This window comes from Actinomadura sp. NPDC048021, assembly GCF_040653135.1.
Lineage (GTDB): Bacteria > Actinomycetota > Actinomycetes > Streptosporangiales > Streptosporangiaceae > Spirillospora > Spirillospora verrucosospora.
Window position 1 is genome coordinate 33,571 of the sequence record NZ_JBEZJQ010000038.1, and the last position, 17,579, is coordinate 51,149.

Genomic DNA, 17,579 nt, shown 5'->3' on the forward strand with positions numbered 1-17,579 from the left:
ACGCCGGTCCGTGTCGGCTACCTGACCGCGACGCCCTTCATGCGGAGCCCCTCCTGGCCGGACCAGGGGAAGTCGATGTCCACGGTCCGGGCCTCGGGAGGAAGCCGGTAGACGCCCGCGTAGGTCACGCTCTCGCCGGGGGCGAGGACCTTCTTGGCGTCGGCCCGGGGCAGGGAGGTGCAGACGCACTCGGCGCTCGACGCGCGCAGCGGGTAGTACCAGACGTCGCCGGCCGTGTCGCGGATGGAGATGCCGTCGGTGCTCTGCGACACGGGGCTCAGCCTGCCGTTGTACTGGAGGTCCAGCTGGAACGCCGAGCCCACGTCCGCCTGGGACCGGCCGTTGTTGCGCAGCGTCCAGACGAAGGTGGTCAGGCCCGCCGGATCGCGGTGCATGGAGTTCACCTCCACCTGGAGGTTCCTGGCCTCCGCCGCGGTGAAGGCGGCCGTCTTGGACGAGGCCGGCTTGCCGGGCGCCCAGCGGTAGGGCCGCCCGCCCGCCGGAGCGGCTGGCGGGGAAGGCATGGTGAAGCTCGCGGTGACCCGCCGGTTCTTGCGGCGACCGCTCTCGGTGTCGTTCGGGGCCACGGGGTCGGCCGATCCGTGCCCGGCGGTCTGGAAGGTCACGCCGGTGCGGGTGACGAGCTGCTTGAGCCGGTCGGCCACGGCCTTGGCGCGCCGCTCGGACAGCGGCTGGTTGATGGCGTCGTTGCCGCTGGAGTCGGTGTATCCGTCGACCTTGACCGTGCTGCCCCGGGAGGCGTCGATCTGCTTGGCCACGCCGCGCAGGAGCTTGTCGGCCGGTGGGGTCAGATCGGCCTTGTTCAGCGCGAACAGCACGTCCGACGACAACCGCACGGCCCGCTTGTCGCCGTCGTCGTCCACGGACTGCTCGTCGCCTTCGGCGACTCCCGCCACGGTGAGGATGCGCGGCGACGCCAGCGACACCGAGGCCGGATCGGTCTGGTCCAGCAGCGCCCGGACGGGGCCATTGGAGAGCGGAACGTCCTGCATCGGCACCGTCAGCGGAAGCGTCACCGTCACCCTGTTCACCCCGGCGGGCGGCGCGGGGAACACGGCGTAGACGTCCAGCGAGGCGCCGGGGGCGAGTTCCTTGTCGGCGAGTGAGGAGCACAGGCAGGTGCCGTCGGCCTTCCTCAACGGCATGTAGAGCTTGCCGCCCGCGCCGTCGAGTAATCCGATGCCGTTGGCCTCCAGACTTCGGATGTCGCCCTCACGGCCGCCTTCGAACAGGCTGATATGCAGGTTCAGTTGGCTCTGTCCGTCGTTGACGATGCGGAACTGCCCGGTGACGGCGCTGCCGGAGGTCCGGCTCAACGCGAGGAGCTCCACGTGCGCAGGCCCCGCACGGTGCGCCATGGGCACCGAGATTCCGGTGCCGGGCGCCTTGCCGGCCGGTCCGCCGGTCTTCTTCGGCGGGTCGGAACCGTCGTCGCCACCGCCGCAAGCGGACAGGGCCAGGAGAAGGGCGGCCGCGCCCACTCCGGCTCGAAAGCCCCAAGAATGTCCCCGGCCAGGTTCGAACATCTGTCTGCTCCCGTCACACGGAATGGATAATCCACATGAAAAAGACAGGGAGAGCCACCCTCCGGTGGCTCTCCCTGTCGAGTGCGCCGCAGCTCGGCGACCGCGGTCAGTCGAGGCGTTACTTCTTCTTCGGGTCCCCGCCGTCGCCGCCGCCGCCGAAGATCTCGTTGATGGCCCCCTCGACCTTCGGCTTGATGGTCGACTTGGCGGCGGTGATGAGGAAGACGATGATGATGCCCGCGATCAGCACCAGGCCGGCGTACTCGATCGCGCTGGCCCCGCGGTCCTCCGCGTCGCGGATGCGCGCGATCCGGGTCCGGACGAAGTCCTGGACGTCGTCGGCACGATTCCGCATGAAAGTCTCGGTGTGCACGTACAGGGGAAGGATCGGGCTCATTTTCTGCCTCCTGACCGCCGTTTCCATCTGCTCCATTGACTGGAACATTACGGAAATCGGCGGTGCCCTCCCAGGGCCCGTCGACCCAATCACGGACCCGGCGCGGACCCAATTCCGATAGGGCCCTCGGACCTAAGGGGCGGGAATTCCCGGACGCGGTCACCGGGTGTCCTCCCCTGCGGTTCCCATCCACTGCGCGATGGCGGCGGCGCGGGAGGTGACGCCGAGTTTCGCGTATATCCGGTTCACGTGGTTCTTCACGGTCTTCTCCGCCAGGAACAGGTGGCCGGCGATCTCGACGTTGGTCCTGCCCTGCACGATCAGGCGCATCACGTCCAGTTCCCGGGCGGAGAGCCCGAACCGTGCGACCCGCCGCTCGCCGTCGTCGGACGGCGCTCCGGCCGGCCCGGACGGTCCCGACGGCCCGGACGCCGCGGGCGTGTCGTCGCGCGGCTCCCCGCCGGGTTCGGTGCCGGCGTCGGCGCCGGGCGGCTCAGGACGGGCGGAGACCTCGCGTAACGCCCCCACGAGAGCCGACACCGCGGCCTCCGACAGGGGGTTCGCCCCGCGCAGCGCGCCGTGCACCGCGTCGGCCAGCTTCTGCGCGGAGAACTGGCCGTGCACCAGGTAGCCGGAGGCGCCGTTGCCGATGGCCTCCCGCACGATCCGCGGATCCTCGGTGTAGGTCAGCATGATCACCCTCGTGAGGCGGCTCAGCGTCTGCGCGGCGGTGACGCCGTCGACCAGCGGCATCTGCACGTCCAGCAGCACCAGGTCGGGCCGCACCCGCTCGACGATCTCGATGGCGGTCCGGCCGTCGCCGGCCTCGCCCACCACCTCGATGCCCGAGGCCTCCAGCAGCGACACTAATCCGGACCGCACGACGACATTGTCGTCGACCACCACGACTCGGGCCATCGTTCAACTCACCTCGGCCAATCGGTGCGCTCGTTCGTCGATGGGCAGCCGGACCAGAACGGTGGTGCCCTTCCCCCGGGTCGAAAGGATCTTCACCACGCCGCCGACCCGCTGGGCCCGCTCGTGCAGGCCGATGAGGCCGTAGTGGCCCTCCCGCGCCAGCGCGGTGAGCTCGGGCGGGCGGAATCCCGCTCCGTCGTCGCACACCGTCAGCCGCACCTCGCCGTCCCCGCGGGCCAGCCGGACCCGCACCGAGCCGGCTCCGGCGTGCCGCTCGACGTTGGTCAGCGCCTCGGACAGGATCGCCACGGCCTCGTGCCGCACCCGTAAGGGCAGATCGATGTCCGGGGCGATCTCGCAGACCACCGGGACGCCCGCGGCGTCGGACCAGTCCCGCGCTGTCTCGGCGACCACCTGCGACAGCGAGCGCGGGATCGTGTCGCGGCGCAGCTCCGACAGCAGGCTCCGCGCCTCCTGGGAGGCGACCTGGCAGGCGGTGGCGATCCGGTCGGCCTCGTCCAGCGCCCGGTCCCGGTCCCGCTCGACCCACACGCGCAGCCCCGTGGCGGCCAGGGCGATGCCGCGCAGGGTCTTGGCCAGCGAGTCGTGCATCTCGCGGGCCAGGCGGGCGCGTTCCTCCGCCGCGGCCGCCTTCACCTCGGCCAGCCGCCGGGCCGACTCCTGCTCGGCGTTGGCGTCGAGCAGGCGGCGCAGCGCCACCCCGGCGAACCCCGCGAGCGGGTAGCACAGCGGCTGCCCCAGGACGTCCTGGAAGGTCGGGGGCTGCGCGTCCGGCGCGGAGTCGATGGTGAACACGAACGTGACGTAGTAGCAGAGGGTCTGGAGCCCGGCCACCGTCAGCATGCCGCGCCAGTGGTAGAGCAGGCCCGCGAGGGCGGCGGTGGCGACGGTCGCCAGCAGGTACGGGCCGGACGTGCCGCCGAGGCCGAGCACGGTGAACGAGGCGGCCATGTCGAGCGCGAACAGCAGGGGGTGGCGCGCGAGGCGGGGTGCGACGTAGCGCCAGTACCGCCCGGCCAGCCAGGACAGCAGCGCCACCGTCAGGACGAGAAGGAAGACGTCCAGGTACTCCACTTCGAGCGGGACCAGCGACAGCGTCACCGCCGCGATGAACATGCGGATCTGCAGGAGCATCTGGAAGGCTCCGCCGACCTGCTCGGTCAGTTCCCCCTGGACGGGCCGCTCCCAGGCCGCGGCCCGGGTGCCGCCCAGCGGTGCCGGCGCGTCGCCCATCATGCCCCCTGTGGGTAAGACGTGGTCAGTTGCCGAAGAGCCCACCACCGGCCCCCACTCCCGACCCGTAGTAGACGGCCCCCATGACCACGAGCATCAGCGCCGGCAGGGTCAGCCCCAGAGTGATCCCCGTGATCTTCGGTGTGGTGCGCTGCGCCTTGCGCTTGGCCCACTGCGCCGACTCGCGGCGCATGTCGTTGCCGATGTCCATCATCGCCGTGGTGAGCGGCGCGCCCAGTTCCTCCGCCTGGAGCAGCGCCGTCACGAACTGGTTGACCGCTTCGGAGTTGTTGCGGTCGCGCAGGTCCTCGAAGGCCTCACGGCGCGGCGTGCCCAGTTCCATCTGGCGCAGCGCCACCATGAACTCGTCGGCCAGCGCGCCCGGCATGCTCTCGGCGACGCGGTGCAGCGCCAGGCGGAAGCTCAGACCGGCGCTGACGGTGACCGCCAGCACGTCGAGGAAGTCGGGCATGGAGCGCTGGATCTCGTCCTGCCTGGCCACCCTCTTGCCGTACATGACGAACTCGTTCTGCAGGCAGCCGATCAGGCAGACGGTGCCGTAGAGCGGATGCCCGTTCAGGGCCAGCAGCAGCGCGAAGGTGAGGAAGAAGACGGCGTAGCCCGCGGTCCGGCGCGCGTAGCCCTCGACGGTGATGCCGCCGGGACGGCCCGCCGCGTCGATCCGTCTGCGGATCGCCGCCCGCCACGGGCTGAGCAGCTCCATCGCCGCGCCGGTGAACGGCCGCCCCACCCGGTCCGCGATGGCGTCGAGGATGAACACCTCGTTCTTGTCCGCCTTGGGAGGCTCGGGCACCGCCGAGGCGGCGACCCGCTGGCCCGCGGCCACCAGCCCGAACCCCCACGCGGCCAGGATGACGCACAGCGCCGCGGCGCCCGCCATGGCCAGAATGATCATTGTTCGTCCACCGCCTCACACGTCGATCCGGGTGATCCGGCCGATGACGACCAGGCCGACCACGAACATCGCGGCCGCCGCGGCGAGGATGACCTGCCCGCCGAGGTGCTCGCTCATGGTGCGCAGGGCCCCCGGCACCATGAAGTTGATCATCATGACGCCGACCACGCTGAACCCGCCGACGACCCAGTTGGTCACCACCGCCTCACCCATGATCGTCTTGACCTCGCGGCGGGTCTCCTTGCGCTCCTCCAGGGTGCTGGCGATGGTGCGCAGCGCGGTGACCAGCGACCCGCCCGCCCGCGCCGACACCAGCAGGGTGCTGATCAGCACGCCGAGCTCCCGGGACGGCAGCCGCCCGCCGAGGTCGCGCAGCGCGTCCTCCACCGACTGGCCGAGGCGCAGCGCGTCGGCGGTGCGCCGCACCTCCTCCCCGGCCGGATCGGCGAGCTCGTCGGCGGCGATCTCGATGGCGGTGCGCATCACCAGCCCGGCGTGCGTGGCGTTGCCCAGCACCCGGGCCAGCTCGGGCAGCTGGGCGATGAACGCCTCGCGCCGGCGGTCCTCCTTGCGGCGCAGGTAGGCGAGGAAGGCGAAGCCGACGCCGATCGCGGCGGCCACCCCGAACACCGGCGCGATCCACTGGCTGATCAGCACGATCGCCGCCAGGCCGCTGCCCGCCATCAGCAGCACGAGCGTGGACACCCGCATCCGCATCCCCGAGGCCGCGAGCCGCCGGGCCAGCGCCTGCCCGACCGCGGTGCGCCGCAGGGCGACGTCCAGCCGTCCCAGCAGGCCGTCGACGCGGTCGCCGTCGCCGCCGATCTCGGAGCGCGCGACCAGCCGGCGCTGCTGCCCCCAGCCCGCGACCAGGTCGCCGATGCCCCAGGTCGCCAGCGCGAGGACGGCGGCCAGCATCGCCAGGATCACCGGAAGTGGAAGGCTCATCGGGACTGCTCCCCTCGCGGGCGGCCACCGGGATGCGCGGTCCCGTTCGGGGACGGCGCGCCGGCGAACGCGGGCGGCACGCTCTCCCCGGCGTGGAAGAGTCTGGTCAGCAGGTCCCGCGGCAGCGGGACCGGCCGGAAGCGCCCGCGCACCACCCGGTCCGCGCCGATCGGATCGGACTCGAACCGCATCACGGGACGCGTGGTGATCTCGCCGCGCCGGGCGTGCTCCAGCATCGCCACCTCGACGATGCGCCGCGACCCGTCCGGGCCCCGGTTGAGCTGCACGATCACGTTGACGGCGCTGCCGATCTGGTCGCGGATCGCCTCGAACGGCAGCCGCACGTCGCTCATGCTGGCCAGCGTCTGCAGCCGGTACACCGCGTCCTCGGTGGAGTTGGCGTGCACGGTCACCAGCGAGCCGTCGTGGCCGGTGTTCATCGCCTGGAGCATGTCCAGCGTCTCGCCGCCGCGGACCTCGCCGACGATGATCCGGTCGGGCCGCATGCGCAGCGCGTTGCGCACCAGGTCGCGGATGGTGATCGCGCCCTTGCCCTCGATGTTGGCCGGACGCGACTCCAGCGACAGCACGTGCTCCTGCTTGAGCCGCAGTTCCGCCGAGTCCTCGATGGTGACGATGCGCTCGGACTCGGGCACGAACGCCGACAGCGCGTTCAGCATGGTGGTCTTGCCGGTGCCGGTGCCGCCGGCGATGACCAGGTTGAGCCGGGCGCGCACGAACGCGGCCAGCAGCATGCCGGTGGCCTGGTCCATGGAGCCCATCGAGACCAGCTCCTCGATGCTGTAGGAGCGCGGGAACCGGCGGATCGTGAGGATCGGGCCGACCAGCGACAGCGGCGGGATGATCACGTTGACGCGCTCGCCGGTGGGCAGCCGGGCGTCCACCATCGGGCTCGACTCGTCCACCCGCCGGTTCACCTGGGCCACGATCCGGTCGATGGTCTGGTACAGCTGGTCCTCGTTGGCGAACCCCGCGTCCAGCCGGTGGACCCGGCCCGCCCGCTCCACGAAGATCGAGTCCGGGCCGTTCACCATGATCTCGGTGACGGTCGGGTCGGCGAGCAGCGGCTCCAGCACGCCGAGGCCGAGGGCCTCGTCCACCACCCGGCGGATCAGGTTGGCGCGCTCCCCGGCCGCCAGCACCGGCCCCTCCCGCGTCACCAGCAGGCCGACGACCTTCTCCAGCCGGGCCCGCCGCTGCGCCATCGTCAGCCGCGCCAGCTCGTCGAGGTTGACCTCCTCCAGCAGGCGCTGCCGCCAGTGCTGGACGGTGCTCTTGCTCATCCGGTCGTTGGACGACCGGTCGTCGTCGAGACGGTCCTTGAGTGCCATCGGCTATCCCAGCGGCATGGTGACGGTGCGGTTCACGGTGTAGTCGAAGGGGACCCCCTTGAACAGCAGCGGCAGCTTGGCCTCGACATGGCAGTACACGGCGTCGGCTCCCGCCACCTCGGTCCGCCCTCCATCGATCTTGTAGTCGTTCAGCCAGTAGGGCCTGACCCGGTTCGCGTACTCGACGCAGAGGGACGGGTCGTAGTGCTGGGCGGCCTCGCGGGCTCCGGTGCGGGCGATGTTCTCCACGCGCGACACCGTGGTGAAGGAGATGTACGCCTGGAAGGCCGCGAAGATGACGAAGAGCGCGATCGGGAGGACGCCCGCGAACTCGATCGCGGCCGCGCCCGCGTCCCGGCGCCGGGCGTCGTGCGCCGCCACGTCCCTCACCCCTCGCCCTCGTAGACGATCTTGCTTCGGGTCCGGATGCCCCACGAGCTGCGGAGCCCGGGGATCAGGACGGGCGTGTCGATGGTGACCACGGCGTAGCCGTTCACGACGTCGAGCGTGAGGTGGTCGCGGTCCTTCCACCTGCCCTTGATGCGGGCCACCGCGCGGCGCCGCACCTCCTCCCGGTTGGCTCGCGCCTCGGGAGTGTCGCGCTTGTCGTAGCCGATCACGGCGACCGCCCGCGCGGCCTCGTTCGCCGCGTGGCTGGAGTAGGTGGAGGTCAGCCCGACCAGCACGATCTGCCACACCAGCACGAGGACCAGCAGGATCAGCGGGAAGACGCCGGCGAACCCGATCGCGGCCTCGCCCCGGTCGCCGGTGTCCGGCGCCGCCGCCGCGCCGGCGCCCTGCCCGCCCCCGGCGTCGAGCAGCCCGAGGTCCAGGGCCGCCTTGCCGATCGCCTTGCGGAAGTCGGCGTTCTTCACCGCGCCCGGCGAGCCGGTGTTGGCCGCCTCCTCCAGGGCGCGGAAGACCGCCGGCACCGTGACGCCGCGCAGCGGCGAGCCGACCATCTTCTTCGCCAGCTCGGGCTGGATCTCGTTGCGCCTGTCGTGCCGGGTGAGCAGGACGCTCACCTCGTCCTCCTTGCGGACCGCGAGCCGCGCGTACATCTGCGCCAGCCGGCGGGCCGAGCGCAGCGCCGGCACGTCGGGGGTGGTGACGATGACGGCCTCGTCCGCGAGTTCCACCGCCGTCGCGTTGGCGTCGGCGAGATGGGTGCCGCCGTCCACGATCACCACGTCGTACCGGGACCGGATGACGGTGAGGATCTGCCGCACGGCACGGGCCGAGATCTCCTCCGCGTCCTCGCCGTGCGCGGGCGCGAGCAGCAGGTGCGGTCCGGCAGGGTGGACGAACAGCGCCTCTGCCACGACCGCTCCGTCGAGGTCGCCGGCGGCCGCGGCGAGGTCGGCGAGGCTGTGCCGGTGCTGGACGTCGAGGTAGCCCGGGATGTCGCCGTTCTGCAGGTCCATGTCGACCAGGCACACCGTCCTCCCCGCACTGGACACGGCGATGGCGAGGTGGATCGCCAGCGTGGTCGTGCCGACGCCGCCCTTCGCGCCGGTGAGCGTGACCAGCCTGGCCATCCGGCCCGGCCGGCCGGGGATCTCGGCGGAGGTGAAGTGCCGGCGCATGCTGCGCGACCACTCCGACGCCTGCTGGACGCGGTTCTGCAGTTCCGACAGGGTCGGCTCGTTGGAGATCACCCCGCGCGCGCCGGCCGCCATCGCCGCCGCCAGCATCTCGGCCGTCGCGTCGTCGGCGATCAGGATGACGGCGAGCTGGGGCTGGCGGATCACCAGGTCGCGGATGAGGTCGAGCGCCGGCAGCGGCCCGAGCCCCTGGTGCACCAGCACGACGTCGAGGTTCGGGGTCGTCGCGACCGTCCCCGCCAGATGGTTGGACGTCGTCTCGACCGCGACGAGCTCGATGTCGGGGATCTCGCGGAACTGCCCGCTGAGGGCGGCGGCGAGATCGCGGTCCTCGACGCCGAGGAGGACGTGGATGTTCACCGGTCTCACCTCGCCGGAAGCGTTTCGCAGACCGGCGGGAGCCGGGTGCCGTCCAGGCCGGTTCCGGACCCGCCGATGAGGGCGAGCCTGATCTTCGTCGCGAAGCTCTCCTCGCGGGTGAGCTTGAGGCTGTCCTGCGCGCTCAGCGCGAAGGTGATCGGAACCTGGGACTGCGTCACCGAGCTGTTCTTCTCGTCCTTGACCTGGGTCGTCTGCCCGATCTGGATGACCCTGGCCGCCCGGACGATCCGCGCCGCGCAGGACTGCTGCTGGTTCCCCTTCTGCGTCTGGTAGGTCGCGTAGATGTCGACCGGCATGCCCTCGTGGACCTTGCCCGCCACGCCCGTCTCGGCGTCGATCATGATCGCGATCTCGCGCTGGCCGGGCTGCAGGGTCGGGCCGGGGACGAGCATGCCCGTCTGTAAGTAGGCCCCCGCCGGAAGATCGGCGGCGGCGACCTTGCCGTTGAGCGCGGCCGTGTCGGTCACCATCGTCTCCGGCGACCACCGCTTCGGCACCCGGATGCGGTCGAGGTCCGCCGCGGTGACCGGGCTGAAGGCGGGGACGGCGCGCTTGAGCATGAGCACGTCGGTCTTCACACCGACCTCGGCCCGAACAGAGCCGACATAGCCGATGATGCTGATGAACACAGCAACGGCGCCGAGCGCAGCCAGGATCATCAGCAGAACTCCACGTCGCTGGCGCGGGTTCATGGGACTCCGTTCTGGTCGGGGGGCAGGGAGGCTTACCGGCGGCGCTGCGGACGGAAGATGACGGTTCCATCGCGCCACTCGTCGTCGGGGGTCGTCCGGGGCGTCCGCTCGGGCGGGGAGTCCGGTGCCGCGGCCCGCCGGGGCGCCGCGTCGTCGAGGAGCGTGGTGAGGGACGGGGCGTCATCGGTCTGGTCGGGGGGCGCCGACGGCGGACCGCCGTCCTGGCGCGGGTACTGCGGGCGTGTCGGCGGCGCCTCCTCGTCGGGCCGGACCTGGGGAGGCTGGACGGGGTGGGGCGCGGGGGGATGCGGAGCCTGCGGCCAGGACGGCTGCGGTGGGGCGGCCGGTCGCTGGACATGCTGGGGAGCCGGGGGCTGGGGCTGGGGACGGGGAGGCTGGGCCCCAGAGGGCTGAGGGTGCGGCCGCTGCGGGTGACCAGGGGGAACGGCCTCGGTGGGCGCCGCCTCCCGGACCGGCTGGACCATGAGGCAGAACGGGCACTCGGGCAGCGCGGTCGGTTCGCCGCACCATCCGCACGCCCTGTACGAAGAACCGGCCAGCAGGCTCCGCAGCGCGTGCGGGTGACCGCTGAACGCCACGAACTCGGTGTACTTCTTCGTCCCCCAGTACTCCGCGCTCATCGGCTGCGGCGCCACCGCGGTCGACGTCACCGCCGCGAGCACCGGCCGCATCCTGCTCTGGAGCCAACCGGCGTCGCCGTTCGCGTCGGCCACCAGCATCAGCACGGGGTCGGCGGGCCGCGACGCCAGGCGCGGGACGGGCTTGGCGGCGGTGATGCGGTGCACCTCCGGGTGGGCGCCTGCCGTCACCGAGAACCCGCCGCCGGGCAGGTAGGACGAGACGTGCGCCCCGAGTCCGGTCTTGACGTGCTCAAGGCGCGCCACGCTGTTCACCCAGGCTCCGGCGTGGAGGGTCGCGCAGAGCCGGTGGGCGAGGGTCGCGAGGACTCCGGGCCGCGCGTGGGCCGACGCGAACGTCAACTGGTCGGCGACCAGGGACAGCGCCAGCGGCGGCACGTCGAGCGGCAGGCCGGCGATCCGGTCGGTGAGCAGCGCGGAGCGTGCCAGGCGCACCAGCCGCTGCGCACGGCTCCTCTTCCACGCCGGGTACAGCACCAGCACGGCGCCGCGCCGCCGGAGGGCGTACTCCATGTGGTCGACGAAGGCGGGCGCGGCCTCGTCGCCGCGGCCCTCCACGGCCACCCGCTGAGCCACCGTGGCCTGCAGGACTCCCGTGCTGGGGAAGTCGCCGACCAGCACCACCGCGGTCACGGGCACCTCAGATGATCTCTAGGCCTCACCGGGCGGAACCCTCCCGTCCTGAACGGCGACCGAACGGCAGACGATATATTCGTCTGGTCACGGAATCGATGACTATAGTCATTACGGCTGTCACCATTCAAGGGATTAGTCCTTCCGGCAGGGGTGCCGGCGTCAAAACCGGGGAGCATCGCATTGTTCGATGCCGCGTCCGCCACCAAGGTTCCCGATGGTGGTGACACGTTCGAGAAAACCTGTCACATCCGTCCTGACAGGGGGTCGGTGAGAATGGTGTTTCGCCTGGTCGGAGCGGATGATCGCGGGAGTCGTCCGCCGCCGTCGCCGGTGCGCTCCCAGAAGAGTGGAATTTTCACTCTCCTCTCCAGAGGTCGCCCCCGCCTGGCCATTCTCTCTGACGTGCGGAGCGTTGATCAACGGCGGACGAAAGGTCCACATGCGGCCATAGAAGTAGGCCCCAGGGCCCTGGACAGGGCGGGGTGCCGGGCCCCTGATCAATGGTGGGAATTAATCGGGGCCAATGTGGCTGATGGGGTGATAAGCACCGGTAAGGCCGGTCACGGTGCGTGCCCAGGCCGCGGGGGTGAACCGCCCGCCCGCGATCCGCATCTCATCCTGCATGTGCGGATTGTTCGGGGTGGTGCGCTCGCCGTTCGCGGCCGACCCGGGTCGGGCGTCGGACGTGTTCGTCATGCTGGGCGCTCTCGCCGAGGAGCGGGGGACCGACTCGGCCGGCCTGGCGCTGCTCGGCGCCGCCCCGGGGCTCGGCGGGGCCGGCGGCGGGGGCTGCCGGGTGGTGAAGGGGCGCGGCCGGTTCTCGGGGGTCTGGCGGCCGGAGTTCCTGCACGAACTCGACCGCGCCGCCGCGGCCGTCGGGCACACCCGCTGGGCGGCGCAGGGGTCTCCGGCCGAGGCCGCCGACGCCGGCCCCATGGTCGTCGCCGGCTCGCCGGCCACGGTCGTGGGCGCGTACGACGGCGACATCGACGCCGCCGGGCTGCGGGCGCGGTTCGCGCCGCCGCCCGCGTCCGGCGCCACCGGCAGCGAGCCGATCCTCCGGCTGCTGGCCGGCCGCCGGCCCCCGGCCGAGATCACCGGCGTTCTGGGGGCCCTGGTCGGACGGGTCGCGCTGGCGTGGGTCGAGCGCGACCGTCCCACCGAGGTGCACCTGGCGCGCGGCGCGCTCAGCCCGCTGACCATGGCCGTGGACACCGACCAGAACATCTACTGGGCGTCGAACCCGCGCTGGTTCCGGGAGGTCGAGCGGCACACCCGGGTCCGCTTCGCCGCCGTCGTGCTGCTGCGCGAGGGCACCTACCTGAAGGTCGGCATGGAGCGCCGCCCCGGGCGCCGCGACCTGCCCGAGGTCCTCGCGACGGCGGCGTTCGTGCCCACGGCGCGGGACACCGACATGGACCCGCGCGTCTGGACGGGCTTCACCCCGGCCGACGCCGAGGGCGACCGAGCCGGCCTGCTCCATCGCGTGGTGCGGCAGGCGGGCGGCACCGGCGGTCTGCTGACCGTCGCCTGAACCGGCCCTCGGGGGAGCGGCGTGGCCCCCCGAGGGCTCCGGCTCGTCTCAGAGGCGCTCGACGACGTAGTCGACGCAGGCGGTCAGCGCCTCGACGTCGCCCGGGTCGATCGCCGGGAACATGCCGATGCGCAGCTGGTTGCGGCCCAGCTTGCGGTACGGCTCGGTGTCGACGATGCCGTTGGCGCGCAGCGCCTTGGCCACGGCCGCCGCGTCCACGTCGTCGCTGAAGTCGATCGTGCCGACGACCTGCGAACGCTGCGCCGGGTCGACCACGAACGGCGTCGTGTACGAGGTCTTCTCGGCCCAGGTGTACAGCCGCTGGGACGAGTCGGCCGTGCGGGACGTCGTCCAGCTGAGGCCGCCCTGCCCGTTCATCCACTCGATCTGCTCGGCGAACAGCAGCAGCGTGGCCACGGCCGGGGTGTTGTACGTCTGGTCCTTGGCGGAGTTGTCGACGACCGTCTTCAGGTTGAAGAACTCCGGGACGTACCGGTCGGACGAGGCGATCTCGTCGATCCGCTCAAGCGCCGCCGGGGACGCGAGCGCGACCCACAGGCCGCCGTCCGCCGCGAAGCACTTCTGCGGCGCGAAGTAGTAGACGTCGGTCTCGGACACGTCCACGGGCAGGCCGCCCGCGCCGGACGTGGCGTCCACCAGGACGAGGCCGTCCCGCGCGGTCGTGCCCGCCGGGCGCCTGATCGGCATGGCGACGCCGGTCGAGGTCTCGTTGTGGGTGAGCGCGTAGACGTCCACGTCCTCCTCGGCGGACGCCTCGGGGTGCGTGCCGGGCGGGGCGGAGATGACGGTGGGGTTCCCCAGCCAGGGCGCACCCGTGGTGACCTTGGCGAACTTGCTGGAGAACTCGCCGAAGGTCAGGTGCTGCGACCGCTGCCGGACGAGGCCGAACGCGGCCGCGTCCCAGAACGCCGTGGTGCCGCCGTTGCTGAGCAGGACCTCGTACCCCTCGGGCAGCGAGAAGAGCTCGGCGAGCCCCTCCCGGACGCGGCCGACGAGGGACTTCACCGGCTTCTGCCGGTGCGAGGTGCCCATGTAGGTCGAGCCGGACTCGGCCAGGGCGGCGAGCTGCGCGGGACGGACCTTGGAGGGACCGCACCCGAAACGGCCGTCGGCGGGCCTGAGATCGGCGGGGATGTCGATGGTGGGATTCGCGCTGTCGGTCACTCACCCGAGGCTATCTGACCTGCGGCGAAGATCGTGGGTCGAGTTCACATCCCGAGACGCCGGCGGCGCCACCCCCAGGTCAGCAGGGCGACCAGCCCGGCGGCGCAGACGCCGCCGACGACGGCCGGCGGGTAGATCCAGGCGTCGCCCCGGGAGTGCGCCCGCACGGCCGTGGCGGTGGAGTCGTAGGTGAGGAACGCCAGCAAGAGGGCGGCGAGCGCGACCGCGATCCGTCCCGCGACGGCGTTGGTGGCGCGGCGGCGCTCCTCGCGCTCCGCGTCGAACCGCCTCAGCGCCTGCGCCGCCTCCGCGGCCTCCGAGAGCGCGGGCGCCGCCGCGCGGCCGTGCCCCGCACCGGACACGGCGCCGGCCGCGGGGCCGATGTCGCCTTCGAGGGGCTCGTCGTCTCCGCCGCGGGCTGCTCTCATGCCGCCCCATGATGGCAAAGTGGCCGGGTTTCGGGAACCGGCGCATGATCAGCGGAAAGTTTCGATCCGATCGACCGTTCCGCGCGTCCAACCTGAACGGGGACGGCGAGTCGGGGGGCTGCGGGGCAGAAGCGGGCGAGGCACGGAAGCGAGGCGTGGCGCATGGCGGGCGACGGCGACCGGATCCTGAGCGAGGATCGGCTGCGCGGGGTCCTCGACCTGTTCGAGCGGCTGCGCGAGCGGCCGCCGTGGCGGTGGCGGGAGCGGCTGCGGCCCCTGCTCCTGCTGCTCGGGCCGGAGCGCGCCGCCTCCCACGCCGCCGAGATCCTCAAGGCGCGCTGCGAGGACGAGCGGGCCCCGGTGTCGCACATCGCCGCCGACACGCCCGCCACCGGCGTCGCGGGCGTGCTGCGGGAGGCCAAGCGCGAGCTGTCGCAGCCGAGCAGCCGCGCCCGGGGCGAGCCGGCGCTGCGCTTCCCGCTGCTGGAGATGGCGCTGTGGCTGCGCGACCTGCGGGAGATCCGGCTGGCCGGCGAGCGCCCCCCGCCGCGCGGCGCCTCCTCGTCCGAGCGCGAGAACCACCTGCTCGTCCGGCGGCTGACGCACCCGCCGGTCGGCGACAACGAGAACGCGCGGCGCCGCGAGCTCAACCGGGTGATCCGGCGGCGCGGGCGCGACGTCCTGCGCGACCTCGAAGAGGTGCCCGGCAGGCGCGCCACCTTCTTATCGTTCCTGGAGCAGATCGCTCCGATCGGCATCGCCGCCGTCGCGCTGATCAGCGCCGGGACGGCGGCGGCGCTCGACCTCGCCTCCGCCGTGCTCGCGGCGGTCGTCGGCCTGGCGTTCGTGACCGTGCAGATCGTCGCCCGGACGCGCGGCTGGTACGGGGTGCGGCGGTTCGGCTGGTTCCTGCGCCAGCCCTACGTCGACCGCGACTCCACCGGCTTCCTCGGCTTCGCGCTCGGCGTGTTCGACCCCCGCCCGGTCGAGCCGGACGACCACGGCGAGCAGCTCGACCTGCTGCTCGTCGCCGCGTTCCTGGAGGACCTGCGCCGCAACTACCGGCGCGACTACCGGCGGGCCGCGTGGGCCCGGGTCCGCTACCCGGTGCTGATCTTCGAGCACCTGTCCGCCGGGCATCCGGGGGTGGCGTTCGTCGAGCTGGTCGAGCGGGTCCGCGCCGACGGCCAGGCGAGCGACCGGCCGCCGGGCTTCGACCCGCTCGTCGTCGTCGCCGGAGTCGACCCGGCCGCCCCGGCGGAGCCGTCCGACCCGTCCGGGCCCCGGCTGCTGGAGCGGCTCGCGCGGGCCGTCCGGGTGGACGTGGGCTCGGACGAGCCGCAGAGCGTCATCGCCGCGCGCGGCCTGTGGGACCGCTACACGCGCGAGCAGCGGCGCGTCGGCGCCCTCGGATCGCGCCGCGAGCTGCGCGTGGACGTCACCCGCGACCCGGGCGGCGACCTGCCGCCCGTCCGGCCGGTGCGGCGCAGGCCCCGGCTCGCCCATCCGGCGCTGCCGTGGATCGCGATGGTCGCGGTCGCCGCCGCGTCCGTCTCCGTCATCTCCGTGCAGGTGGAGCGGTACTGCTCGCCGTTCGGGATCAGGCGGATGGCGAACGGCGAGTGCGTCGGCATCACCGACGGGTCGTTCCGCTTCGGCGAGGACTCCGGCGGCAAGAACAACGACAACCGGCTCAACAGGGTCCTCGACCGGATCGAGTCGCTGAACGACCACGTCATGGAGTCCCGCAAGCCGTACGCGACGGTGGTCTACCTCGGCCCGGTGACTGCCGACCCGTCCATCAAGAACAAGCGGATCGACCTGCTCGCCGGGGTGCAGGGCGAGCTGATCGGGCTGGCGATCGCGCAGAAGCGGTTCAACGACGCGGCCGAGGGCGACGACCTGCGGCTGCGGGTGCTGGTCGCCAACGCGGGCGCCAAGTTCCGCTACGCCGGGGACGTCGCCGAGCAGATCCGCGCGCGGGCGCTGAAGGACCGCTCGATCGTCGCGGTGATCGGGTTCGAGCAGAGCCGCCGGCAGACCCAGGAGGCGATCAGGCTGCTGGCCAAGTCGGCGCTTCCGCTCGTCGGCACCGCCAACAGCTACGACGGGACGGCGCTGCTCGACGGCGACGCCGGATACTCGCCCTACTACTTCCGGCTCGCGTCCCCCAACGCGCGGACCGCCCGGCACGCCGCGTACTGGGCGCGGCACGGCGACGTCGGCGGCGGGAAGGTGGACGACGCGGTCGTCATCTACGACGGCGACCCCGACGACCTCTACAGCGCGAACCTGGCGACCGACTTCCAGCGGTCGTTCCGGCCCGGCAAGGCGCTGATGCGCCCGTACAGGAACCCCGGCGAGCTGAACAAGTCGGTCAGGGAGGCCTGCCAGGACCAGCCCGACCTCTTCTACTACGCGGGGCGGTCGGACGAGTTCCGCTCGTTCGTCAACGTGCTGGAGCTCTCCTGCCCCAAGCGCCCGCTGGTCCTCGCCGACGACGAGATCGCCAAGTACGTCAGCGACAACGCCGAGGAGCTCGGCCGCAAGAACACCTTCGACCTGTACTTCACGCCGCTGGCCGCCCGGGAGGCGTGGACGTGGCGGTGGATCGGCGACCAGTCGCCGCAGACGTTCTACTCCGACTACGACCCGGGGGTCCGGGAGATGACCGACGACGAGGACGATCCGTCGGGGCGGCGCCCGTCCATCACCCGCGCCGCCGTCGGCTACGACGCGGCGACCCTCGTGGCGACCGTGGCGAGCAAGGTGTACTGGCAGGAGAAGGCGCTGCCGTCGGCGGGCTCGGTGTTCGCGGCGCTCAACGACCCCGACCACGACGTGCTGCGCAACGGCGCCAGCGGCGTGCTGCGGTTCGCCTCCCGCGGCGCCGGCCACCAGGTGATCGACCGGCCGGTGATCCTCGCGACGATCCGGCAGGACGGGACGACGGAGGTCAGGCAGGTGTGCGGCCGCCTCGTCGCCCGCGGGCAGGGCCGGGCCGACTGCCCGCCGGGGGAGGGGAGCGGCGCCGCCGTGAAGTAGCCCGGGCACGGCGGCGCCTGCGCGAAGCGGCTCGGACGGGCCGGCGCCTCCGTGCACGGCAAAGGCCCCCGGTTCGACCGGGG

The 17,579-nt window shown here is 72.5% G+C and carries 15 protein-coding genes; 2 read left to right on the top strand and 13 right to left on the bottom strand.

Translation table 11 applies throughout. The features are described from left to right. Positions 1-17 precede the first annotated feature (17 nt). The 11 genes from AB0C87_RS39455 to AB0C87_RS39505 all read right to left on the bottom strand — a co-directional run bounded on the left by AB0C87_RS39455 (position 18) and on the right by AB0C87_RS39505 (position 11,301). Positions 18-1,337: an OmpA family protein gene (locus AB0C87_RS39455; RefSeq protein ID WP_360581743.1), complete on the bottom strand. Its 1,320-nt coding sequence runs from the start codon at positions 1,335-1,337 to the stop codon at positions 18-20. 328 nt (positions 1,338-1,665) lie between these two features. Beyond that, positions 1,666-1,944 (bottom strand): hypothetical protein, encoded by a 279-nt coding sequence (locus AB0C87_RS39460; protein ID WP_345173181.1) that lies wholly within the window; start codon positions 1,942-1,944, stop codon positions 1,666-1,668. A gap of 159 nt (positions 1,945-2,103) precedes the next feature. Then, positions 2,104-2,862: a response regulator transcription factor gene (locus tag AB0C87_RS39465; RefSeq protein ID WP_345173183.1), complete on the bottom strand. Its 759-nt coding sequence runs from the start codon at positions 2,860-2,862 to the stop codon at positions 2,104-2,106. A 3-nt stretch (positions 2,863-2,865) separates the two neighbouring features. Then, the gene (locus tag AB0C87_RS39470) at positions 2,866-4,119 is read right to left on the bottom strand and encodes an ATP-binding protein (protein WP_345173184.1); all 1,254 of its coding nucleotides are present in this window, start codon (positions 4,117-4,119) and stop codon (positions 2,866-2,868) included. Between the two features lie 22 nt (positions 4,120-4,141). Next, on the bottom strand, positions 4,142-5,032 hold the full coding sequence (locus AB0C87_RS39475; protein WP_345173186.1) for a type II secretion system F family protein: 891 nt from the start codon (positions 5,030-5,032) through the stop codon (positions 4,142-4,144). A gap of 15 nt (positions 5,033-5,047) precedes the next feature. Next, positions 5,048-5,980, bottom strand: coding sequence for a type II secretion system F family protein (locus tag AB0C87_RS39480; protein ID WP_345173187.1), 933 nt, complete (start codon positions 5,978-5,980; stop codon positions 5,048-5,050). After that, on the bottom strand, positions 5,977-7,332 hold the full coding sequence (locus AB0C87_RS39485) for a CpaF family protein (RefSeq protein ID WP_345173189.1): 1,356 nt from the start codon (positions 7,330-7,332) through the stop codon (positions 5,977-5,979). Before AB0C87_RS39485 ends, AB0C87_RS39480 begins: the two co-directional genes overlap by 4 nt. 3 nt (positions 7,333-7,335) lie before the next feature. Next, positions 7,336-7,713: a TadE family protein gene (locus AB0C87_RS39490; protein ID WP_345173190.1), complete on the bottom strand. Its 378-nt coding sequence runs from the start codon at positions 7,711-7,713 to the stop codon at positions 7,336-7,338. A 5-nt stretch (positions 7,714-7,718) separates the two neighbouring features. After that, a complete protein-coding gene (locus AB0C87_RS39495) occupies positions 7,719-9,296 on the bottom strand; it encodes an AAA family ATPase (RefSeq protein ID WP_360581744.1) in 1,578 nt (525 codons plus the stop codon). Positions 9,297-9,301: 5 nt separating this feature from the next. Then, positions 9,302-9,976 carry a Flp pilus assembly protein CpaB gene (gene cpaB / locus AB0C87_RS39500; RefSeq protein ID WP_345173193.1) on the bottom strand — a complete coding sequence of 225 codons (675 nt, stop codon included), beginning with the start codon at positions 9,974-9,976 and terminating at the stop codon, positions 9,302-9,304. 65 nt (positions 9,977-10,041) lie between these two features. After that, a complete protein-coding gene (locus tag AB0C87_RS39505) occupies positions 10,042-11,301 on the bottom strand; it encodes a hypothetical protein (protein ID WP_345173194.1) in 1,260 nt (419 codons plus the stop codon). Between the two features lie 625 nt (positions 11,302-11,926). Here AB0C87_RS39505 and AB0C87_RS39510 point away from each other — a divergent pair. Beyond that, a complete protein-coding gene (locus AB0C87_RS39510; protein ID WP_345173196.1) occupies positions 11,927-12,838 on the top strand; it encodes a hypothetical protein in 912 nt (303 codons plus the stop codon). Positions 12,839-12,886: 48 nt separating this feature from the next. Here the strand turns inward: AB0C87_RS39510 and serC are convergent, their stop codons facing one another. Both serC and AB0C87_RS39520 read right to left on the bottom strand, forming a co-directional pair. After that, positions 12,887-14,023 (bottom strand): phosphoserine transaminase, encoded by a 1,137-nt coding sequence (gene serC / locus AB0C87_RS39515; RefSeq protein ID WP_360581745.1) that lies wholly within the window; start codon positions 14,021-14,023, stop codon positions 12,887-12,889. A 44-nt stretch (positions 14,024-14,067) separates the two neighbouring features. Beyond that, positions 14,068-14,451: a hypothetical protein gene (locus AB0C87_RS39520; protein ID WP_345173198.1), complete on the bottom strand. Its 384-nt coding sequence runs from the start codon at positions 14,449-14,451 to the stop codon at positions 14,068-14,070. A 162-nt stretch (positions 14,452-14,613) separates the two neighbouring features. Between AB0C87_RS39520 and AB0C87_RS39525 the strand changes: the two genes are divergently transcribed. Further along, positions 14,614-17,496 (top strand): ABC transporter substrate-binding protein, encoded by a 2,883-nt coding sequence (locus AB0C87_RS39525; RefSeq protein ID WP_345173200.1) that lies wholly within the window; start codon positions 14,614-14,616, stop codon positions 17,494-17,496. The last annotated feature ends 83 nt before the right edge of the window (positions 17,497-17,579 follow it).